The sequence below is a fragment of the Halorussus vallis genome (assembly GCF_024138165.1).
In the GTDB taxonomy this organism is placed as follows: Archaea; Halobacteriota; Halobacteria; order Halobacteriales; family Haladaptataceae; genus Halorussus; species Halorussus vallis.
Window position 1 is genome coordinate 60,025 of record NZ_CP100000.1, and the last position, 19,616, is coordinate 79,640.

At 67.9% G+C, this 19,616-nt stretch carries 23 protein-coding genes; 13 read left to right on the forward strand and 10 right to left on the reverse strand.

What is annotated here, in order from left to right; genetic code table 11:
* Positions 1–38: 38 nt before the first annotated feature.
* Both NGM07_RS00430 and NGM07_RS00435 read left to right on the forward strand, forming a co-directional pair.
* On the forward strand, positions 39–1,952 hold the full coding sequence (locus NGM07_RS00430) for an ABC transporter permease subunit (protein WP_253515031.1): 1,914 nt from the start codon (positions 39–41) through the stop codon (positions 1,950–1,952).
* Entirely contained in the window at positions 1,945–2,994 is a 1,050-nt protein-coding gene (locus tag NGM07_RS00435) for an ABC transporter permease (protein WP_253515033.1), read from the forward strand. Before NGM07_RS00430 ends, NGM07_RS00435 begins: the two co-directional genes overlap by 8 nt.
* A gap of 216 nt (positions 2,995–3,210) precedes the next feature.
* On the opposite strand, the gene gdhB is transcribed toward NGM07_RS00435, so the two are convergent.
* The 4 genes from gdhB to NGM07_RS00455 form a co-directional block, all read right to left on the reverse strand.
* Positions 3,211–4,521 (reverse strand): glutamate dehydrogenase GdhB, encoded by a 1,311-nt coding sequence (gene gdhB, locus NGM07_RS00440; protein WP_253515035.1) that lies wholly within the window; start codon positions 4,519–4,521, stop codon positions 3,211–3,213.
* A gap of 7 nt (positions 4,522–4,528) precedes the next feature.
* On the reverse strand, positions 4,529–4,678 hold the full coding sequence (locus tag NGM07_RS00445; protein WP_253515037.1) for a rubrerythrin-like domain-containing protein: 150 nt from the start codon (positions 4,676–4,678) through the stop codon (positions 4,529–4,531).
* An 82-nt stretch (positions 4,679–4,760) separates the two neighbouring features.
* Entirely contained in the window at positions 4,761–7,625 is a 2,865-nt protein-coding gene (locus NGM07_RS00450; RefSeq protein ID WP_253515039.1) for a bacterio-opsin activator domain-containing protein, read from the reverse strand.
* Positions 7,626–7,739: 114 nt separating this feature from the next.
* A complete protein-coding gene (locus NGM07_RS00455) occupies positions 7,740–7,964 on the reverse strand; it encodes a YgaP family membrane protein (RefSeq protein WP_368410257.1) in 225 nt (74 codons plus the stop codon).
* Between the two features lie 183 nt (positions 7,965–8,147).
* Between NGM07_RS00455 and NGM07_RS00460 the strand changes: the two genes are divergently transcribed.
* Positions 8,148–8,510 carry a hypothetical protein gene (locus NGM07_RS00460; protein WP_253515043.1) on the forward strand — a complete coding sequence of 121 codons (363 nt, stop codon included), beginning with the start codon at positions 8,148–8,150 and terminating at the stop codon, positions 8,508–8,510.
* Between the two features lie 70 nt (positions 8,511–8,580).
* Here NGM07_RS00460 and NGM07_RS00465 read toward each other — a convergent pair whose 3' ends face one another.
* Positions 8,581–8,940, reverse strand: coding sequence for a DUF8159 domain-containing protein (locus NGM07_RS00465; protein WP_253515045.1), 360 nt, complete (start codon positions 8,938–8,940; stop codon positions 8,581–8,583).
* Between the two features lie 25 nt (positions 8,941–8,965).
* Positions 8,966–9,184, reverse strand: coding sequence for a hypothetical protein (locus NGM07_RS00470; protein WP_253515047.1), 219 nt, complete (start codon positions 9,182–9,184; stop codon positions 8,966–8,968).
* Positions 9,185–9,295: 111 nt separating this feature from the next.
* Between NGM07_RS00470 and NGM07_RS00475 the strand changes: the two genes are divergently transcribed.
* Positions 9,296–9,757, forward strand: coding sequence for an SHOCT domain-containing protein (locus NGM07_RS00475; protein WP_253515049.1), 462 nt, complete (start codon positions 9,296–9,298; stop codon positions 9,755–9,757).
* 14 nt (positions 9,758–9,771) lie between these two features.
* On the opposite strand, the gene NGM07_RS00480 is transcribed toward NGM07_RS00475, so the two are convergent.
* The 3 genes from NGM07_RS00480 to mvaD form a co-directional block, all read right to left on the reverse strand.
* Complete coding sequence (locus tag NGM07_RS00480) at positions 9,772–10,137, reverse strand: hypothetical protein (protein ID WP_368410258.1); 366 nt, start codon at positions 10,135–10,137, stop codon at positions 9,772–9,774.
* 230 nt (positions 10,138–10,367) lie between these two features.
* Complete coding sequence (locus NGM07_RS00485; RefSeq protein WP_253515053.1) at positions 10,368–11,585, reverse strand: NAD(P)/FAD-dependent oxidoreductase; 1,218 nt, start codon at positions 11,583–11,585, stop codon at positions 10,368–10,370.
* A gap of 47 nt (positions 11,586–11,632) precedes the next feature.
* The gene (gene mvaD / locus NGM07_RS00490; RefSeq protein ID WP_253515063.1) at positions 11,633–12,613 is read right to left on the reverse strand and encodes a phosphomevalonate decarboxylase MvaD; all 981 of its coding nucleotides are present in this window, start codon (positions 12,611–12,613) and stop codon (positions 11,633–11,635) included.
* 574 nt (positions 12,614–13,187) lie between these two features.
* Here mvaD and nth point away from each other — a divergent pair.
* The gene (gene nth, locus NGM07_RS00495) at positions 13,188–13,874 is read left to right on the forward strand and encodes an endonuclease III (protein ID WP_253515065.1); all 687 of its coding nucleotides are present in this window, start codon (positions 13,188–13,190) and stop codon (positions 13,872–13,874) included.
* A gap of 45 nt (positions 13,875–13,919) precedes the next feature.
* On the opposite strand, the gene NGM07_RS00500 is transcribed toward nth, so the two are convergent.
* Complete coding sequence (locus NGM07_RS00500; RefSeq protein ID WP_253515074.1) at positions 13,920–14,408, reverse strand: DUF7321 family protein; 489 nt, start codon at positions 14,406–14,408, stop codon at positions 13,920–13,922.
* A gap of 94 nt (positions 14,409–14,502) precedes the next feature.
* Here NGM07_RS00500 and NGM07_RS00505 point away from each other — a divergent pair, with 94 nt between their 5' ends.
* The 8 genes from NGM07_RS00505 (at position 14,503) to NGM07_RS00540 (ending at position 19,599) form a co-directional block, all read left to right on the forward strand.
* Complete coding sequence (locus NGM07_RS00505) at positions 14,503–15,396, forward strand: DUF7319 domain-containing protein (RefSeq protein WP_253515076.1); 894 nt, start codon at positions 14,503–14,505, stop codon at positions 15,394–15,396.
* Between the two features lie 132 nt (positions 15,397–15,528).
* Positions 15,529–16,209 carry a plastocyanin/azurin family copper-binding protein gene (locus NGM07_RS00510; protein ID WP_368410224.1) on the forward strand — a complete coding sequence of 227 codons (681 nt, stop codon included), beginning with the start codon at positions 15,529–15,531 and terminating at the stop codon, positions 16,207–16,209.
* Between the two features lie 2 nt (positions 16,210–16,211).
* Entirely contained in the window at positions 16,212–16,598 is a 387-nt protein-coding gene (locus NGM07_RS00515; RefSeq protein ID WP_253515079.1) for a DUF7318 family protein, read from the forward strand.
* A gap of 2 nt (positions 16,599–16,600) precedes the next feature.
* A complete protein-coding gene (locus NGM07_RS00520; RefSeq protein WP_253515081.1) occupies positions 16,601–17,455 on the forward strand; it encodes a ubiquinol-cytochrome c reductase iron-sulfur subunit in 855 nt (284 codons plus the stop codon).
* 1 nt (position 17,456) lies between these two features.
* A complete protein-coding gene (locus NGM07_RS00525) occupies positions 17,457–18,251 on the forward strand; it encodes a cytochrome b (RefSeq protein ID WP_253515083.1) in 795 nt (264 codons plus the stop codon).
* A 6-nt stretch (positions 18,252–18,257) separates the two neighbouring features.
* Complete coding sequence (locus tag NGM07_RS00530; RefSeq protein ID WP_253515084.1) at positions 18,258–19,019, forward strand: cytochrome b family protein; 762 nt, start codon at positions 18,258–18,260, stop codon at positions 19,017–19,019.
* A 21-nt stretch (positions 19,020–19,040) separates the two neighbouring features.
* Positions 19,041–19,355: a DUF7315 family membrane protein gene (locus NGM07_RS00535; RefSeq protein ID WP_253515086.1), complete on the forward strand. Its 315-nt coding sequence runs from the start codon at positions 19,041–19,043 to the stop codon at positions 19,353–19,355.
* A complete protein-coding gene (locus tag NGM07_RS00540; protein WP_253515087.1) occupies positions 19,348–19,599 on the forward strand; it encodes a DUF7314 family protein in 252 nt (83 codons plus the stop codon). Before NGM07_RS00535 ends, NGM07_RS00540 begins: the two co-directional genes overlap by 8 nt.
* Positions 19,600–19,616: the final 17 nt, after the last annotated feature.

Here is a 19,616-nt window from a genome sequence, read left to right on the forward strand (position 1 = left end):
GTTCGTGGGACCGCGAGCGCGAACCGGGGTGCCGACCCGTGAAGCTCCGGAAGACGCTCCGCATCGCGCGCTGGGAGGTTTCGAAGAACGCCGGGCAACTCGACCGGCGGACGCTCGCCGTTGCAGCGGTCGTCCTGGTGCTCGTGGCGGGGCTGACGCCGCTGGTCGCCCAGCGGGGCGTCACCCTCGACGACGGAATCTATCGCGTCGGCGTCTCGGAGGACAGCCCCTACCACGACGTCGTGACGATGACGAACGACTCCGCGTTCGTCGCGGTCGAACCGAACGCGCAGGCGTACCTCGACGGCGAGATGGAGGTGCTGATTCAACCCGGCCAACCGATCGTGGCGACCCGAACGCCCAAGGGCCAGGCCGCGCTCTCGGAACTCCGGAAGTCGGTCGAGCGGTACAACGACCGACAGATGACGAAAGAGAGCGACCGGGCCGCCGCGTTCCCGGTGAACGTGTCGGTCGTCTACGCCGATCAGAACACCGGACTCTCGGCACGCGCCGGAGCCAGCGGCGCTGGCTCCGGCGCGTCTAGCGTCGAGACGCGCACGACCCGCGAGGGCGAGATGCGCCTCGGCGGCGGTGGCAGTGGCGGTGACGGAAGCGGGTCCGGCGGCGAAACCGGCGGCGGTGCCGGCGGCGCCGGCACCGCCACCGCACAGTCGTCCGAGGGTGGGTCGGCGGTGCCGCCTTCGGTTGGCGATTCCGGCGGGTCGCTGTTCGGAAGCGGCGGTCGGTCGGGGACGCCCGCCGACATCGCGCCGCCGTTCCCCTTCGAGTCGCTGGTGCTGGCGTTCGCGTTCATCTTGCCGATGAACTTCGTCATCCAAGCGTACGCCTCCAGCGTCATGGACGAGCGAATCAACGACCGCGGGGAACTGTTGCTTGTTTCGCCGGTTTCGCGCGGCGACATCATCGCGGGCAAGACCCTACCGTACTTCGCCGGGATGGTGGGAATCGCCTCCGTGACGGCACTCGGCATCGCCGCGCTGACCCCCGCCGCGGCGGGTGGCCCGCTTGCGGTGGCGGCGACCGCGCTGACCTTGGTCGCTTCCGTCGTCCCCATCGCGGCGCTGTTCCTGGCCTGCGCGTTCGTCGGCGCGATGTTCGCCCGGTCGTTCAAGGAACTCACCTTCGTCACCGTCTCGCTGTCGGTGTTCCTGACCGCCTACGCGTTCGTCCCGGCCATCTTCACCGACGTCCACCCGGTCGCAGCCATCTCGCCGCTGACGCTGGTGGTCCGGGCGCTCCAGGGCGAAGGCGTCCCGCTGGGCGACTACGCGTTCTCGACGCTCCCGCTGTTCCTGACCGCGGGCGTTCTCTTCGCGCTCGGCGCGGGCGTCTACCGCGAGGAGGATATGTTCACCCAGCGGTCGGTTCCGCTGAAGTTCCTCGACGCGCTCGACGGCCAGATCTCGGGCAAGTGGAGCGTCGCGAAGTTGAGCGCGCTCTCGATTCCGTTCGTCTTCGTCGGCGAACTCCTCGTGGTCGCGCTCCTGTTCGCACTCCCGGTGTCGCTTTCGATGCCGGCCCTGCTGGTCGCCATCGCGTTCGTCGAGGAGGTCGCCAAGAGCGTCGGCGTCTACGCCGGGTTCGCCCACGCCAGGTTCGACCGCACGCCCTCGGCGGCGGTCGTCCTCGGCGCGCTCTCGGGGCTGGGCTTCTTCGTCGGCGAGAAGGCGACGGCGGTGGCCCAGCTCGTCGGCCTGCCGAACCTCGAACTCGGCCGGGCGGCGTTCGGCACCGCCACCGGCCTCGGCCTCGAGGCGTCGCCGCTCGTGCTGGTCGGACTCTTCCTCGCGCCGCTGGCGCTACACGCGGTCACCGCCGCGGGGACCGCCGTCGGCGCGTCGAAGGGCCGCGAGTGGTACTTCGGAGCGCTACTGTGGGCGACACTGGTTCACGCCGCCTACAACCTCACGGTGGTGACCAGCCTTGGATAAGCGCCTGACGGTCGCCCGGCGCGAACTCGCCTCACTCCGGAGCGAGAAGACCATCGTACTCGCCATCCTGATACAGCTGTTCGTCGCGGCGTTCTCGTCGTTCCTCGCCGTGGGGCTGGTTTCGCTGTACGACCCCGGTTCGGTGTCGAACCAGTTCGTGGTGGAGTTCGGCGTCACCGGCGAGGCGGGCGACGAACTCGCGCCCGTCATCGAACGCGAGGACGGCTGGGACGCCGTCGAGTACGAGGACACCGAGACGGCCATGCGGGACTTCCGGCGCGGTGCGATTCACGCGGTAATCGAGGTCGAGCGCGCCCCAGACGGAAGCGCGCGGGTCACCGCCACCGCACCGGACGGCAACGTCCGGACCACGCTGGTCGTGACCCAGATCAAGGAACTGCTCGACACCTTCGAGCGCCACGAGCGCCAGCGTCTCGACGACCGCCTCGTCCGCACGCCGCTCGACCTCCCGCCGAAGGGCGCATCGAGCCCCTACTTCGGCTTCACCTACACCGTGCTGGTGCCCCTGCTGATGTTCTTGCCGGTGTTCATCAGCGGGAGCGTCGCCGTCGACACCATCACCGAGGAGTACGACCGCGGGACGCTCGAACTCCTCCGGGTGACGCCGCTGACCGCCACCGACATCGTCGACGGGAAACTGCTGGCGATGGGCGTCCTCGCGCCGACGCAGGCGGCCGCGTGGCTGGCGCTGCTCTCGCTCAACGGCACCGCGGTTTCGAATCCGGCCGAGATTCTGGTGCTCGTCACCGGCTTCTCGCTCGCGGTCGTGACGCTCGGCGCGGCGCTCGCGCTCCGGTTCCGCGACCGCAAGCAGGCCCAGTTCCTCTTCTCGATGGGCGTGCTGGTCGTGTTCAGCGCGACCTACCTCCTGCCGGAGTCGCCCGCCAACACCGTGGCGAAACTGGCCATCGGGAGTCCGACGACGCTGACCCACGCGATGGTCGGCGTCTACGCGGTCGCGTCGCTGGTCGGTTATCTCGCGGTCCGGCAGTTGGTGAACGTCCGCGGTCTGCGAGAGTAGGCCGTCGGTCCGTCTCCCGTCACTTTCGCCGCGATTCTTCGCGAATCTCCGCCATTCTCCGCGCATCGACGAGCGTCGGAGTTCGAAAAATCGGCCGCGGTTCCCGCCCCTGACCCGGCGCACCGCCTCGATGGCGAGCAATCCCTTCGAGCGAGTGCGGTGCGCCCGCCGTGTGCGGGGTTCGCTCGGGATGTCGTCGCTCGCGCTCGACCGGCCCTACGGCCAGAGCCCGCGGGTCGCCTTCGCTTCGCCGATTCGTTCGAGCGCGACGACGTAGGCGGCGTCGCGCCACCCGACGTCGCGGTCCTCGACCACCTCGCGCACGGCGGCCCACGCGGAGCGCATCTCAGATTCGAGTTCCTCCTCGACGCGTTCGCGGGACCACCTGCGGCGGTTGATGTCCTGGAGCCACTCGAAGTACGACACCGTCACCCCGCCCGCGTTCGCCAGGATATCCGGTATCACCGGAATTTCGCGCTCCTCGAGGATGTCGTCGGCGGCGAACGTCGTCGGGCCGTTCGCGCCCTCGACCACGACGTCGGCCTGGACGTCGCCGGCGTTGTCGGCGGTGAGGACGTTGCCGACGGCGGCCGGAATCAGCACGTCCACGTCGAGTTCGAGAATCTCCTCGTTCGTGAGCGTGTTCGGCGCGCCGTAGGACATCACACCCTCGGGTTCTTCCTCGTGGGAGGGCACCGCGTGCGTGTCCAGACCGGTCGTGTCGTAGGCCGCGCCGTTGACGTCCGAAACCGCCACCACGGTCGCGCCCCAGTCGTCGAGCAGGCGGGCGGCGTTCGCGCCCACGCTCCCGTAGCCCTGGACCGCCACCGTCGCGTCCTCGACGTCCCTCCCGTAGTAGTCGACGGCTTCACGGGCGACGATGGCAACGGAGCGGCCCGGCGCCTCCTCGCGGCCGTAACTCCCGCCGACGACCGGCGGCTTGCCGGTGACGACGCCGGGGGTCGTCTCGCCTTCCTGCATCGAGTAGGCGTCCATGAACCACGCCATCGTCTGGGCGTCGGTCCCCATGTCGGGCGCGGGGATGTCCTTCTTCGGCCCGATGGTGTCGCGGAGTTCTTCGGCGAATCGGCGGGTGAGTCGCTCCAACTCGGCCTCGCTCAATTGCTTGGGGTCGACGACGACGCCGCCCTTGCCGCCGCCGAACGGGAGGTCCATCACCGCGCACTTCCAGGTCATCCACATCGACAGCCCTACGCACTCCTCGGTGGTGACGCCCGGGTGATACCGCAGGCCGCCCTTGTAGGGACCCCGGACGTCGTCGTGCTGGGCGCGGTAGCCCGTGAACACTTCGACGCTCCCGTCGTCGCGCTCCAGCGGGACGGCGACTTCGACGACGCGGGTCGGGTGTTTGAGTCGCTCGACGACGCCGGTGTCGACGTCGACGTGGGTGGCCGCTCGTTCCAGTTGCCGCCGCGCGGTCACCAGCGCCGACTCGGCCCCGGTTCCGCCGCCTTCCGCCTCGGTACCGCCGCCTTCCGTCTCGCTCTCGGGCAGGTTCGTCGCCATTTCGTTGTTACTCGCAGGGCATTCCCCGATTCCGCATCGCCGACTCGCAGTCCGGACACCCTCCGGGGTAGTTGACGGCGGATACCGTCGTGCCGCAGTTCAGGCACTCGTACTCGTACTCGGCGTCGGAGTCGTAGGTCACGTCTCGGTGAGTCATGCTCGGCAAAAATTGCTTGCGCGGCCTCCCCCAAGGACGGGGGTGTTGAATAGTAAACCGCGCGAGTCCGGGACATGGTTTACTATTCAACTGTCACCGCGTTCGGCGACTCCTCGAACAGCGACGCGAACAGTTTCCGCTGAATCCGGCGGACATGGTCGTAGAACGCCGTGTGGGAGATGTCGAGCATCGACGCGACGTCGCGACCCGTCACCTCGCGCTGGGCGTCGAAAAACCCGCTGTGGTAGGCGATCTGGGCGACCTCCAGTTGGCGCTCGGTCAGGTCGTCGAGCAGGCCCGCTCGGCGCTCCCGCGTGGGTAGCCCGCGGGTCTGCTCGCGCTGGGCGATCAGTTTCGCGCCGTCGTAGGTGTTCGACAGCACCTCGTCGATGGACCGGACCGTCACCGAGTCGGGCACGTCCACCGTCAGCGAGAGGCCCGCCGGGGTCGCGCGGAGTCGCCGGAGGACGGCCCCGTGGTCGGCGAGGACTCGCGCGACGAAGTCCTCCCGGACGCGGAGGCCGAAGAACCCGGTTTCCTCGGCCCCCCGAATCGGCTTCGCCTCCGAGATGCCCACGAACCCCTCGGCGGCGTCGACCACGGCGTCAGGCGCCGCCCCTTCGACTTCGGCCAGGACGAACGTCGTGCCGTCGTCGCTGGCCACGTCCCCCGCCAGGCGAATCGACGCGCCGGTTTCGCCGGCGAGGCGCGACAGGACCGCGCTCCGGTCGGAGACCTCGTACTCCAGTTCGACGACGGTGTCGCTGCGGAGCGCCTCCTTGCGCTGGACCGCATTGATGGCCGACGCCACGGTGTCGCCGAGTTCGCAGAGCACCGACCGGACCATCCCGTCGAACGCGTCCGGGCGAGCGGCGTAGACGGTCAGCGTCCCGAACAGCACGTCGTCGTACGCGAGCGGAATCGCCAGCACCGACTGGAAGTCCCGGGACACCGCCTCGGCCCGCCACGGTCCCGCCCGGAGGTCGTCGGCGACGTTCGACACCAGCGCCGCCTCGCGGTCGAGCGCCGCCCGGACGGTCGGTTCGACGCTCGCGTCGTCGCCGCCCGGCCCGAGCGAGACGCCGTCCAGGTACCCCCGGTCGTCGCCGGCCCACGCCCTCGGCCGGAGGCTCCCGTCGGCCGGCGCGGTTTCGCCGATCCACGCGAACGCGAAGCGGTCGTCGGTCGTCAGTCGGTCGCAGACGGCCCGCTCGACCTTCTCGCGGGTTTCGGCGCCGACCAGCGCCTGGTCTATCTCCCGGATGAAGGCGTTCACCTGGTTCAACTGCGAGAGCCGCCGGTTCTGGCGCTGGAGTCGCCGGTCGCGCTCCCGGAGTTCGTCCTCGCGTTCGACCCGGTCGAACGCCGCCTCGGCGGTCGCCGCGAGGAGTTCCGCGACCTCCTCGCCGACCTCGTCGAACGCTTCGTCGGCCGCGACGACGAAGACGCCGTGGTCTGCCAGCGGGACCGCGACGTAGCCGTCGAGCGACGCCAGCGGGTCCTCCCGGTCGGCTCCGCCCGCGAGGTCGGCGTCCGAGCGCGTCTTCGTCTCGTCCTCGATGAACGCGCGGCTGACGGTCGTGGCTCGGTCGAGTCGTCGCTCCGCCGGGTCGCCGACCGTCGACCGGAACGCCTCGGACGCCGCGGCCGGGACCAGCGCGTTCGCCTCGGCGTCGAAGCGGTAGACGGCCGCCCCGGTCGGCAGGACCGACTCGGCGTCGGCGACGACCCGCTCGGCTATCTCGTCAGCCGACTCGGCGTAGAGGAGGCTCCGGCTGGTCCGGTGGAGCTGGGTGAGCGCCCGTTCGCGCTGTTTGCGCTTCGTGATGTCGCGACAGCTGTAGAGGGTGGTGCCGCCCTGAATCGAGACGGTCCGGACGTTGACCAGCAGGGTGTGCTCGCGGCCCGCCTGGTCGGTCGCCGTACACTCGATGTTCGTGAGCGTCCGCTCGGATTCGAGTCGCTCCCGGTCGAAGAGGTCGTCCCCGAGGAGCGCGTCGATGGTTCCGAACTCGCGGATCTCCTCGGCGGTGTAGCCGAAGATGAAGTGGACGTTGGGACAGACGTAGGTGAACTCCCCGTCGTCGTCGGTGACCAGCACCGTGTCGGTCATGTTGTTCAGCGTGACCCGGTGGAGTTCCTCGGACTCGCGGAGTTCGGCTTCGAGACGGACCCGCTCGTCGACCTCGTGTCCCTCGACCACGATTCGGTCCGGCCCGTCGGCAAAGCCGACGGGCCGGACCGAGAACTCGAACCGGCGCTCGCGACCCGCGTCGGCGAGGCCGGCCTCGAACGACCCGTACTCGCCGTCGGCGGCGCGCCGAATCGCGCGGTCGAGCGACCGTCCCGACCCCTCGTCCTCGGCCCACGGGAGGCCCCAGAAGCGCTTGCCGACGACGTCGCTCCGGTCCAGTTCGAGGTGGCCGAGCGCGGCCTCGTTGGCCCGGACCACGGTTCCGTCGGCGTCGAGGACCGCGACGAACCGGTCGGGGTCGCCGAAGAACGCCTCGAACTGGCGGGCCTTCTCGCGGCGGTGTCGGTCGTCGCGTCGCTTCCGGACCGCCGCTCGACACCGATTCGCGAGGTCGGCTTCGGCGTCGCCGCCGGTCGGCGCGTAGGCGTCGACGCCGGCGGCGACGGCCTCGCCCGCGAGCGACTCGTTCCCGTCCTCGGGCGCCAGCACGAACGCGGTTTGGACGCCGCGCGAGCGCAATTCGTCGAGCAGTTCGAGTCCCGTCCCCCCGTCGAGTCGGTGCGCGCTGACCGCGCAGTCGAACTCCTCGGTCGGGTCGGTCAGGGTCCGCACCGCCCGCTCGAACCCGCCGACCGACCGCGTCGCGGTCGTCTCCCGGCCCGCTAACTCCCGTCGCGCCCGCTCCCGCCAGGGTTCCGGTCCCACGAGCAGGACGCGAAGGCCCCCGTCGGAAGGTTCCCGGGTCGTATCCATCGATGGGGGTTTGCGAGGCCGGGGGATAAAGTTTGACGACGGCGTCTCCGGGCCGGCGCGACCGCGCTCCGTGCCTTCGCGGACGTCCGCCGCGGGGAAGCCGCCGACCCCGGTTCACTCCCGCGGGCAGGCTTCGTCGGACGTCGTGTCGATGCCGAGCAGCGCGTTGCCGCCGCAGAATCCCGTCGCCGCGTTCTGGAGCAGTCCCGCGCCCGCTATCGCCGCGGTGGCGGCGGTCGCGTTCCGGTCGTCGAGATACGCCGCCACCGCGACGGCGACCAGCCAGGTCCCCAGGACGCCTCTGACGATTCGGTCGAGACCGCCGACGTTCCGCTCGATTCGCATACGCGACGGTACGGACCGGTTCCCCAAATAGTTACGGAGCTAACCAGTACGGGCCGGGAATGCGGGGCGAAACGGTCGGAACGGTCGAGACGGCGTCCGGTAGACGCCGTCTTCCGCGGCTTACCCGCCACATAAATAAACGGACGTGTCGCCAAGGGACGAACGGGGTGTCACCCCATGTCCGAAACGAACGAACGCGGGGATGCCCGCCAGCGAACCGACGACAGCGTGCGCGCTGACGGAGGAACCGCTGACGGACGAACGAACCGCGGTCAGAACCGCCGGCAAGACCGGCGAGGAGACGGAACGCGGGGTCGCGAGGATCGCGGCCCCGGCGACCAGTTCGCTCGCGCGTCCATCCGGTGGCTGTTGGCGCTGATCGGCGTCGTCGTCGTGCTGTTCGGCCTCGGTCAGGCCGTCGGCGTCTCCCTGCTCGGGATGGTCGCCGACGCGCTCGCGTCGCAGACCGGCCGGTGGCTGGTCGTCGCGTTCCTGGGCCTGCTCGTCATCCTGGCCGCGGCGAAGCTCGACTGGCGATAGACTCCGCGAGCCGTTTCGGCCACACTCACCGTTTCTTCGGCGCGCGCGCCATCGGTCGCGCCGGGTCGACTCACCGCTCGTCGATGGTGCTCAGGACCCGCTGGGAGAGTTCCACCTCCGAAAGTTCGCCTTTGACGTGCGCGTCCAACCACTCGCGGTCGGCGCGCCAGGTGCCGCGCTCGCCGCTCTCGTCCCCGTCGTCGATGTCGTAGACGGTCGCGCGCACGTCCCGGAGGTCCCACTCGTCCTGATGGGCGTCCAGCAGGAGGTTGAGGACCCGGCCGATCTCGCGGTGGGGAACACCCCCGCCGGGGGTCGCGGTTTCGTACTCGACCCGCAGGGTCCGGTCGTCGGCCTCGAACGCCGTGACGTAAACGCCGTGGCTCATCAGCCGGGATTCGAGTCGCTCGTGAAGGTCCGTCTCGTCCATGCCGCGACGTACGGACCCCGGGGACTTAGAAGCCGCTCCGGTCGCGCGCGGCGACGCAGGCGCAGGTGACCGTCGGGTCAAGGACCTCCTCGACCACCATCGCCTGTCCGCATTCGGTGCAGACGATCTCCGCTTCGTCGTTCTTCCGGTAGTACTGCAGTGCGTGCGCGCCGATAACGGCTCCCGCGGCCAGCCCGACGGCCCCGGCGAGCGCCTTGTCCAATAGCCCGGTGTCGCGTGCCATGCGAGCGGGAGGTTCGGCCAGAAACTTAAAGGCATTGACGGCGGCATTACGACAGAATCCGGACGGGTCGACGGGTGGAACGTTTTTGTCCGCGTCGGCGGTACTCCCGCCATGGACGACCCCACGGACGACGGCGACGCCGCCGTCGCCATCACGTCGCTCGTCGTGCTCGGCCTCGGCCTCACCGCGCTCTTTCTGGGCTACAGTTGGTTCTGGATGGTGTTCGTGATCGGATTCGCCGTGCTGGTTCCGCTGGTGAAGGTGGCGTCCGACGCGGGCGGGCGGGAACGGCCCGACGACGCCGACCGGTCGCCCGCCGAGCGCGAAACCGCCGCCTCGCCGACCGAGTCGGTCGGCGAGGCGGCCGACGACGAACCCGGTTCGAAGCGCGACGCCCTCGAAACCCTCCGGCGACGGTACGCCGAAGGCGAACTGAGCGACGAGGAGTTCGAGCGGAAGTTAGAGAATCTGCTCAAAACCGAGACGCTGGAGGACGTGCGCGAAACCCTGCGAGAGCGGCGAGGTCCGGAAGGCGACAGCCGACCGGACCTCGAGGACCGCGAACGAGAGTGAGAACGAGAACCGACTCAGAATCCGGGCACGCCCAGCGCGCCGGCGGCCAGGAACCCGAGCACGTTCAGCACGACGAGCACGGCCCAGACCGCGATCCAGGCGACCAGCGCGATGCCGATGGCGCTCCCCCAACCGCCGGGGTAGCGCGCGTTGATGATGTATATCCACGCGAACAACGCGAGTAACGCGCCGATGAACCCGCCCACGAACGGGATGAGGCCGAACAGGCCGGTGATGACCCACCAGACGAACGACCCGATGAGCGCCGTGATTATCGCGTACTCGTAGTCGCTCCTGTCGGCGATGACCCGCGCGCCGACGTAGATGCCGAACGCCCCGATGAGGAGGCTCACGACGAATCCGATGACGTAGTTGAGGATGCCGACCATACACGTCCATTGCACTCAGCGAACTTTTATAATTGCCGCTTAGAGCCGGGCGAAATCGGGGTCGGACGGCGTAATCGGGCACTAGTTCGGCCGGTCAACGGTTCCAGCGACGTTTCGAAATCCGCCTCGCCGTCGTTCGCTCCGAATGTCGGTCCTCGCGGCTTCGCCGCTCGCTTTCTTCGAAATTCTCGCTCGCTGACGCTCGCTCCGAATTTCGCTACTCACCGCTCGTAGCCCAGTTCCTCGCTCACGAGGTCGGCGGCGTTGCGAATCGCCCCGACCGACGAGAGGTAGCCCGCGCCGACGGTCGTCTTCAGCGCCTTCGCCGCCTTCCCGGTGACGACGGTCGGCCCGACCTGTGCGACCGCGCCGTCGCCGATGGAGACGAGCCATCCCGGCGAGTCGAACGCGAACGGTTCGAGGCGCGGTTCGAACACGTCGTCGCCGCCCTCGACGAGCGCGGCGATGTTGTCGGCGACCGTGCGCGCCTCGCGGATGGCCGCCTGAGCGCTCGCGGGCACCGCCTCGCCGTCGGCGTCCACGACCCGCGCAGCGTCGCCGACGACGAAGGTGCCGTCGCCCAGGCGCATCGTGCCGTTGACCGCCGGGCGCTCGCCGTCCAGCGCGTCGGGGCCGCGGATGCCGCCGGTCCAGACGAACTGGTCGTACGGGACCGTCTCGCCGGATTCGAGTTCGACGGCGTCGGCCGTCGCTTCGGCGACCGCCGCGTTCGTGCGAACCTCGACGTCACGCGCTTCGAGCGCCTCGTGGACCGCGCGCTGGAACTTCTCCGGGAACGCGGGCGCGACGCTGTCGAGTCGTTCGAGGACGGTGACCGTCACGCGGTCTGCGTCTTCCGTTCCAACCCCGTTACTATCCTCTTCCTCCCCCTCGGCACGTGTCTCGCGCTCCTCGCGGGCGAACGCCGCGAGTTCGCTCGCAACCTGGACGCCCGACAGGCCCGCGCCGCCGACGACGACCCGGCGCTCGCCGGGGGTTTCCAGCACGTCGAGGAAGTCCGACCGGATTCGGGCGGCGTCGTCCAGCGACTTCAGCGGGGTGGCGTGCTCCTCGACGCCCGGCAAATCGTAGAAGGCGGTTTCGGCGCCGAGGCAGACGGCGGCGTAGTCGTAGTCGAGTTCCTCGTCGTGCTCGGCGTCGCCACGTCCGCTGGGGGTGAGGGTGGCGACGCCGGCCTCGGGGTCGATGTCGGTCACGCGCGCCGTCCGAATCTCGGCGCGGTCGAGCACGTCTTCCAGGTCCACCACGATTTCGTCGGCGATGGACGGGCGGCGGATTGCCCGGTGGACCTCGTGCTGGACGAGGTGGCGGCCGGTCTGCTCGACGACGACGAGTTCGACGTCGTCGGGGACGGTGCGCTCCAACTTCCGGGCCAGGGTGAGTCCGGCGTAGCCCGCGCCGAGGACAGCGATTCGCATTCCCCTGGGAGTACGGACCGGAGGGGCTTAGAAGTGTGCCGGGACGTTCAGAACAGCGCTTCGTTCTCGGGCAGGACCTCGGCGGGGCCGCCGACGCGCCAGGACATGGTTTCGACGCCGCAGTCGGCGACGACCGCCTCGACTTCGTCGACGTACTCCTCGGTGGTGTTGACGTAGACGCTCGCGCCGGTGTCGGTCGAGTAGTAAACCGGCACGCCGTCGTCGCGCAGTTCGCGCACGGCGTCGAAGATTTCGAGCGTCTCGGGCTTCCAGTAAACCCACGCGGCGGGGCCGGTCATGGTCGTCGCGGCCAGCGACAGCGAGTCGTGTTCGGCGGTTTCGAAGACCCGTTCGAAGTCGCCCTCGCGCAGGGCGTCTCGCATCTCCGCGAGTTGGTCGTGGATGTGGGCCATCCGGGCCTCGAACATGTGGCTGTCGGCGGCCTCGCGGTGGGCCTCCTCGGTTTCCTTGTAGGCTGGGACCAGGCCGGCGACGATGCGGACCTCGTCTTCGAGCGGGGATTCGAGGCGCTCGGACCGGCAGTCCTCGTCGTTGAGGCCCGTGTGGAGGTCCGAGAACCCGCCGGTGACCGCCCGGGCGGCCGAGGAGGAACCGCGGCGCGCGATAGTCGAGATTTCGGGCTTCGAGAGGTCGAGGTCGGCGGCCGCGACCGCCGCGGTCGCGGCCGCGGCGAATCCCGAGGAGGAGGAGCCGAGGCCGACGTTCGAGGGGAAGGAGTTCTCGCTCTCTAATCGGACGGGGTGCTCGGCGTGGTCGGCGTCGGCGAGTTCACGTACGTGCGTGATGACCTTCGAGACGCGGTCGGCGGCGTGGCCCGAAAGCTCCTCGCCGTCGACCACGAAGGTGTCCGAATCGAGCGAGGCGTCGAACTCGACGGTGGTCTTGGTGTGGCTCGGCGCGGTGCAGAGGCTGATGGAGTCGTGGTAGGGGAGTCTGAGTTCCTCGTCGCGCATACCGTGGTACTTGACGAGGCCCTGAATCGGGTGGGCCTTCGCGGTCGCCTTCATACTTCGAGGGGTGACGCTACGGCGGATAAATCTCTCGGTACTCCGATAGGGACGAGTCTACGTTTCTGTGGATGCGTTTACGTTTCCAAGCGTAGAATCGATAGAAGGCGCGATTGACGGCGTCGTCGAGACGAAGCGCGCAAATCACGACTCAAATGAGTACCGAACCTCGTCCTCCCCAGCCGATTCTCTCACGCGGAACGTCGAACCCACGAGGGGTGCGACCGCGCGCGCCACGACAGCTGTGGAGATGCGCGATACTGGGCTTGGGTCACCGGCGCGCGCTGGCGCGGCTCGCGGTTTGAGCCGCGTCAATGCGTGCGAGGGACGACCGAGTGCCCGCAGGGCACGACGGAGTCGGCTGGGGAGGCGTGTGGCCGTGGCGGTGCGGTACTCATTTGCATCGTGCGAGCAGGACGCTTCGGTTGACCAGAAGCCGTTTCACGGAGTGCAAGTAGGACGGTTCAACTCGACATGGTATCGTTCGCGTTCCCGAGAACTCCAGAGCAACCACGAATCACCCTCCCGAGGGCAACGAACAAGATTCAAACCGCCACCACCCGACGACGCTACTATGGGAGAGCCACTCGAACCGCGCGAAGCCCAAGTCGAAGAGGTGCTGGACAGACTCTACGAGGCCTACCCCGACTCGACCATCTCGCTCAACTTCTCGAACCGACTCGAACTCCTCATCGCGGTGATGCTGTCGGCCCAGTGCACCGACGAGCGGGTGAACAAGGAGACCGAACACCTCTTCGAGAAGTACGAAACCGTCGAGGACTACGCGAACGCCGACGTCGAGGAACTCTCCGAGGAACTCGGCTCCATCACCTACCACAACAGCAAGGCCGACTACATCAAGTCGTCCGCCCAGGCCATCATCGACGAGCACGACGGCGAGGTGCCCGACACGATGGAGGGGTTGACCGACCTGAAGGGCGTCGGGCGCAAGACCGCCAACGTCGTGCTCCAGCACGGCTACGACACCGTGGAGGGCGTCGTCGTCGACACCCACGTCCAGCGAATCTCGCGGCGACTCGCCATCACGGAGGAGGAGACGCCGAAGAAGATGGAGCGCGACCTGATGGAGGTCGTCCCGAAGGAGCACTGGCAGCAGTACACCCACCTGTTCATCAGCCACGGCCGGGCGACCTGTACGGCCATCAACCCCGACTGCGACGACTGCGTGCTCGAAGACATCTGCCCGTCCTCGAAACTCGACCACGAGATAGACCTCGCCGACGGCGAGCCCTGGGACTGAGTTCGCGTTCGAAGATTCACTTCTCACCGGCGACGGACGCTAAGTTCACGCCACCAGCACGTACTCGGTGACGAACCGGTAGACGCCGGCCAGCCACGCCAGCACCCAGAAGAGGACGTAGCCCGCCACGCCGATTCGCAGACGGCTCCGCCACGCGCCCATGTTCTCGTGGAGTTCGCCGATGTCGACGTCGCGGTCGGCGTCCTCGGCGTAGAGGTCGTGGCCGTGTTTGACCTGGAAGATGCGGACGATGCCCGTGAGCGCGAGGATGAGCATCGCGTACGCCTGCAACCCGAGGAAGGCGTGGAGCGCGGCGAAGCCGCCGATCTGCTCGAAGAAGCGGGGGAACATCCACGTCACCATCGGCACTGTCGTCAGCAGCAGGCCGACGCCGATGAACTTCAGGTGGTGGACCAGCACCGGCCAGGTGACGACCTCCTGGTCGATGATGTACCACGCGCCGTAGAGGTAGAACGGAAAGCTCGCCGTCACCGCGAGCGCCGCCACCGTCGCCACCAGCGCCTCGCTGACCATGTCCGGGGGTTGGGAGTGAGCCAGTTTAAGGCGTGCGAAACAGGTCCCGGAGAAGACAGAAGCGTTTACCCGTTCGAAGCCCAAGCCTCGCGCGATGGCCGACCCCGACAGCGAGTCGCCCCGCGAGGACGCTCCCGAGGTGGACGCGGACGCCGACGACGAGGCCGCCTCGGAGGCCGAGCGCCGCGAGCGACTGCGCGAGGAGGTCGAAGATAAGTACGACTTCGAGGACTTCGGCCCGCGGGACATGGCCGAGATGTCCTACGAGGAGTGGGAGGCGGCCTTCGACCCCGACACCTGGATTACGGGCGAGACGCTGCTCGACCGCGTGGAGGCCGACCTCAAGAACCGCGTCGCCGGCCGGGACGTGTTCGCGGTGGTCGAGCGAATCGTCCAGGACGGCGAACCCCGCCTGCTGGCGTACTCCGACGAGGGTTACGCCGTCGTCTACCCCGACGGGAGCGTCGAGGGCCGGGGCACCGTCCTCCGGGACGTGAAGCCGACCGTCGCGCTGGCGTCGATGGAGAGCTACGAGGTGCCCGAGATGCCCGACGGCGACGTGCTCCCGGACCCCGCGCAGGTGCCCGAGGGGTCGGGTCAACTGGGGAATCAGCTGATGCAGATCGTCGCGGCCGTCCAGTTGCTCGCGGGCGTCGCGTTGCTGTTGTCGGGGCCGGTATTCGGCCTCGACTCGAACAGCTACGTCATCGCCGCGGTGGTCGGCCTCGGCTTCCTCGTGTTCTCCGTGTTCGTCTTCCTGCTGGTCGCGAACGCCCGACTCTCCGACCGCTTCCGCGCCGAGGAGTACCGCAACCGCCTCCGAGCGGTCGGACTCGAAGACGACGAGCGACCCGCGTTCCTCCCGGACGACGACGAGGCGCTCGCCGAGATGGGCGACCGGGCCGGGGCCGAGGACGTCCCGGACGCGGGCGAGGCCGACTCCGCGGAGTCGGCCTCGCCGCCCCGAACCGAGTCGGACCCCAACTGACCGACCGCGGTTCGAGCGCTCGCCGAGGCCCCTACGAAACCCCGACGAGCGTTCACGGGCTTCTCACTCGCCGAAACCGTCATCCGGCGGCATCGGTGGCTTTAAGCGACTCCTGCCCTGAGTCCCAAGTGTATGAAGAGGCGGGACTTTCTGATGGCAGCCAGCGGTGTTGCTGGCGGAACCGCCGCGGGTGCGGCGACCGCCGGCGCCCAGGAGACGACCACGTCTTCTGGCAACGGCACCTCCACCGGCAACACCACGACTGCCTCTGGAAACGCGACGACGACGGCCGCCAACGGGACGGCGGGCGGTACCACGTCCGGCGGTGGCGGCGGTGGCGGTGGACCGACGAAGACCGTGACGGTCGGCCCCGGCGGGAGCCTGAAGTTCGAGCCCGCGGACGTCACCATCGCGCCCGGGACCACGGTCAAGTGGGTCTGGGAATCTGACAACCACAACGTGGTGCCCTCGAGCGTCCCCGACGGCGCTAGCTGGGAGGGGACGCCCGGCGCGCCGAGCAAGACGTACAACACCGGTTACACCTACACGCACACGTTCCAGACGACCGGAACCTACGAGTACTTCTGCCAGCCCCACAAGACCGCCGGCATGACCGGCACCATCACCGTTCAACAGGGCGGTGCAAGCTCCGGCGGCGGCGGGCACGCGGAGGCCAACCCCGAACACATGGGCGTGCCGTTCCAGGCCCACTTCGTCGGCATCGCGACCCTCCTGATGATGGTCGTCTCGCTGGTGTACACGTTCTTCCTGTTGAAGTACGGCGAATCGCCGCACGCCAAAGGGGGTAGCTAACCGTGTCCTCGACCGGCTCCACCTACGGCGACATCCACCGCTACGAACCGGCCCGCGAGAGCACGGCCGCCGCCATCGCCATCGTGTTGTTGACGGTGGTGGAGGTCGTGTTCGTCGGCCTGTTCACCTACGGACTCCTCAGCGGATGGGGGTACACCGAGATCGGGAACATGTACCTCGGGTTCATTCTCGGGGTCATCTTCGTCGATCTGGCGTTCATCCTCCTGCTGTACCGCAAGGAGTTCCTCCCCGACGTGATGATCGTCAAGAAGCGTCGGCGCAAGTGGGAGGACCTCTACGTCCGCGAAGAACAGGTCGACGGCAGCGGTTCGGTCGGTAGTGCGTGGGACCAGTTCAAGCGCGCAGTGTATCCCTACTACAAGCGATAACCATGCCAGAAGAAAACGACAAGTATCCGGAGAGCTCAGGTCGTCGCCGCTTCGTGAAAGGCGTCGTCGGCAGCGCGTCCCTCGCGGGCATCGGGACCGGTGCCGCGACGGCAATCAACTCCGCCACCTCGCCCTCGGGTGCGGGCGGCGGTATCACGCAGTTCATGGCGATGGAGAACACGGCCGGCCCCGCCCCGCGCGGGATGCCACAGGTCCCCATCGAGGTCGACTCGGAGGGGTATCTGAAGGGCGTCTGGCCCGAGGTCAAGACCGTCACCCAGCAGGGCCGCGAGGTGAAGGTCGCGGAGATGAACCTCGGCGGCGTCACCTACACGAGCGAGTGGTTCCAGTACTGCGGCGTCCAGACGTACCCCGGCGTCGCGCCCGACGCCGACCAGGACAACTACCTCCGCTACACGGGCAACTCGAAGTTCGAGTGGCAGAACGAGGAGGTCGAGAAGGGCGCCAAGGTCCACGTCGACGACTTCGCCGACTACGAGACGTGGGGCAACGGCATCGGTTCGAGCGGCATCGGCAAGCCCGCGATGACGACCTGGCGCTCCCAGGACGTGCCCCCCAGCGGGACGATGGTCGTTCAGGTCATTCGCTCGACCAAGGTCGAGAAGATGGCCGACAAGGGCGACAAGTGGCTGCAGGCGAGCACGGACCAGGGGTTCATCGCCAACCTGAACAAGTGTACGCACTTCTGTTGCGTACCGTCGTTCAAGGGCCTGGCGGGGTCGGCGGTCGCCGGCGCGACCGACATGATCTACTGCCAGTGCCACCAGTCGGTGTACGACCCGTTCAACATCGTCAAGAAATCGTTCGTGGCGCTCCCGCGCCCGGAGGACGACTGAGATGAGCATCGAACGCAAAGACGAGTACGACCACGGCGAGTGGATGCGCGAGAAGAACCTGACGCCGGTCGAGACGACGTTCCTCACGACGCTCATCTGGCTCGACAAGCGCTTCCGGGTCGTCGACTACCTCGAGATTCTGGAGACACTCTACTACCGGGTCAATCTCCAGATGCCCAAGAGCCACACCGAGCAGTACAACCTCGACAACAAGTTCTGGTACTGGTACCCGTTGTACGCGCTCGGGAGTTTCTCGACCATCGCGTACGTCGTGGCCGCCATCAGCGGCGCGCTGCTCGGCTTCTACTACGCGCCGGGTACCGAGGGTGACCCGTCGCTGGCGTACAACCAGCTGACGTTCATCATGACCGACCTGAACTTCGGGTTCATGCTCCGGTCCATCCACCGGTGGTCGGCCCAGGTGATGGTCGCGGCGGTGTTCCTGCACATGCTGAGGGTCTACTTCACCGGCGCGTACAAGGAGCCCCGCGAACTCAACTGGATCATCGGCATCATCCTCATCAGCCTCACGATGGTGTTCGGGTACACGGGCTACCTGCTTCCGTGGGACCAGCTGGCGTTCTGGGCAGGACAGATCGGCGTGGAGATGAGCCTCTCGATTCCGCTGGCGGGCGAGTGGGTCGCCCAGCTGATATTCGGCGGTTTCAGCCTGAGCGCGGCGACGCTCCAGCGGATGTACATCCTCCACGTGTTCTTCCTCCCGTTCGTCGTGACCACCATCATCGCCGTCCACATCGCCATCGTGTGGATTCAGGGCATCGCGGAACCCCACTGATCAACCATGGCAGACGAAGAACAAGAACCCAAGACAGACGGAAGCGGCACCGGAATCGTCCCGCCGGACGACGAGACCCCGACGTGGAGCGAGCGCAAAGAACGCACCCAGGGGCTCTCCCGGCTGACCTACGAGTACTTCGAGCGGGCCCGACGTGAGGACCAGGACCTCCGCCAGGAGTCCAGCTACGTCGAGCGCGACGTACTGGCGTTCCCGGTGTGGCCCCACGAGATGATCCGGAACCTCTCGCTGACGAGCTTCTTCGTCGGCATGATCATCTTCCTGTCGGCGACGCTGCCGCCGCACCTCGGTCCGCCGGCCGACCCGAGTTCCACCCCGGCGGTCATCCTGCCCGACTGGTACCTCTACTGGTCGTTCGGCCTGCTGAAGCTCGGCCCGCTCAACCCCGAACTGGCGATCCTGGGCGGCGAGAAGCTGATGTCCGACCGCTCGTACGGTGTCGTCGCCAACGTCGTCGTCGTCGGCTTCATCGCCGTCGTGCCGTTCCTCAACAAGGGGAGCGCGCGGCGGCCCGTCGAGCAGCCGTTCTGGGCCGCGGTCGGCATGACCGGCGTCGTCTTCGCCGTCACCATCAGCGCGCTGTCGATCAAGAACCTCATCCCCATCGACTCGCACCTGCTGTTCGACCTGACGTTCCTGCTGCCCATCGTCGGCGGCACCATCACCTACGCGGTGTTGAAGTCGATGCGCGAAGGGTACATGTTCGACCTCAACCGGCGGTACTACCGGCTCCGACCGCCGAAGTAACGCCCGCCGTTTTACTCCGCCATGGATTCCAGTACCGACCGTTCCGACGACGAGTCTCGCGCCCGCGAGGTCGTCGTCCCGCTCCACCTCTACAAGGTGGTCACCGTCTTCTCGACGCTGTTCGCCGTCGCGTTCGTCGTCGGCGGGTTCATCGTCCTCGACACCGCAACCGGCCAGGCGAGACTCTCGTTCTCGGAGGTCGACGTGCCGGTGGCGATACTCGGCGTGGCGATGGTGGCCGCGGGAGCGGTCGTCTACGCGTTCTCCACGCGGTTCCGCGCCGAAGGAATGGGAAAACCTAAAGACGGCAGCGACGAACCTTCTGATAATGGCTGACGAATTCGCGAAGGGACTCGGCATCGCCACGGCGGGCGGACTCGTCTGGATGGTGCTGTCGGGCTGGTACACCACGCCCGGCTTCGAGGAGGCACAGCTCTGGGGGAAGATTCCCGGCAACCTCGACACCTACGGGCAGGCAGCGATTATGCTTCGCTCGACGATGGCCTGGTTCATCATCTTCGGCGCCCTGACGTTCTGGGTCCTCATCCCGGCGTTCAGGCAGATTCGAGAAGCCCGATAACGCCCCGTTTCTCCTTC

What these genes read in the sequence shown, in the direction of transcription:
- gdhB (WP_253515035.1), bottom strand. Translation starts at nt 4,521, where the DNA reads ATGGCGACGAACCTGCCCGAGAGCGAGACGGAAGGCGGCGGTACCGAG.
- NGM07_RS00445 (WP_253515037.1), bottom strand. Translation starts at nt 4,678, where the DNA reads ATGACTCACCGAGACGTGACCTACGACTCCGACGCCGAGTACGAGTAC.
- NGM07_RS00450 (WP_253515039.1), bottom strand. Translation starts at nt 7,625, where the DNA reads ATGGATACGACCCGGGAACCTTCCGACGGGGGCCTTCGCGTCCTGCTC.
- NGM07_RS00460 (WP_253515043.1), top strand. Translation starts at nt 8,148, where the DNA reads ATGTCCGAAACGAACGAACGCGGGGATGCCCGCCAGCGAACCGACGAC.
- NGM07_RS00465 (WP_253515045.1), bottom strand. Translation starts at nt 8,940, where the DNA reads ATGGACGAGACGGACCTTCACGAGCGACTCGAATCCCGGCTGATGAGC.
- NGM07_RS00470 (WP_253515047.1), bottom strand. Translation starts at nt 9,184, where the DNA reads ATGGCACGCGACACCGGGCTATTGGACAAGGCGCTCGCCGGGGCCGTC.
- NGM07_RS00475 (WP_253515049.1), top strand. Translation starts at nt 9,296, where the DNA reads ATGGACGACCCCACGGACGACGGCGACGCCGCCGTCGCCATCACGTCG.
- NGM07_RS00485 (WP_253515053.1), bottom strand. Translation starts at nt 11,585, where the DNA reads ATGCGAATCGCTGTCCTCGGCGCGGGCTACGCCGGACTCACCCTGGCC.
- mvaD (WP_253515063.1), bottom strand. Translation starts at nt 12,613, where the DNA reads ATGAAGGCGACCGCGAAGGCCCACCCGATTCAGGGCCTCGTCAAGTAC.
- nth (WP_253515065.1), top strand. Translation starts at nt 13,188, where the DNA reads ATGGGAGAGCCACTCGAACCGCGCGAAGCCCAAGTCGAAGAGGTGCTG.
- NGM07_RS00500 (WP_253515074.1), bottom strand. Translation starts at nt 14,408, where the DNA reads ATGGTCAGCGAGGCGCTGGTGGCGACGGTGGCGGCGCTCGCGGTGACG.
- NGM07_RS00505 (WP_253515076.1), top strand. Translation starts at nt 14,503, where the DNA reads ATGGCCGACCCCGACAGCGAGTCGCCCCGCGAGGACGCTCCCGAGGTG.
- NGM07_RS00510 (WP_368410224.1), top strand. Translation starts at nt 15,529, where the DNA reads ATGAAGAGGCGGGACTTTCTGATGGCAGCCAGCGGTGTTGCTGGCGGA.
- NGM07_RS00520 (WP_253515081.1), top strand. Translation starts at nt 16,601, where the DNA reads ATGCCAGAAGAAAACGACAAGTATCCGGAGAGCTCAGGTCGTCGCCGC.
- NGM07_RS00525 (WP_253515083.1), top strand. Translation starts at nt 17,457, where the DNA reads ATGAGCATCGAACGCAAAGACGAGTACGACCACGGCGAGTGGATGCGC.
- NGM07_RS00530 (WP_253515084.1), top strand. Translation starts at nt 18,258, where the DNA reads ATGGCAGACGAAGAACAAGAACCCAAGACAGACGGAAGCGGCACCGGA.
- NGM07_RS00535 (WP_253515086.1), top strand. Translation starts at nt 19,041, where the DNA reads ATGGATTCCAGTACCGACCGTTCCGACGACGAGTCTCGCGCCCGCGAG.
- NGM07_RS00540 (WP_253515087.1), top strand. Translation starts at nt 19,348, where the DNA reads ATGGCTGACGAATTCGCGAAGGGACTCGGCATCGCCACGGCGGGCGGA.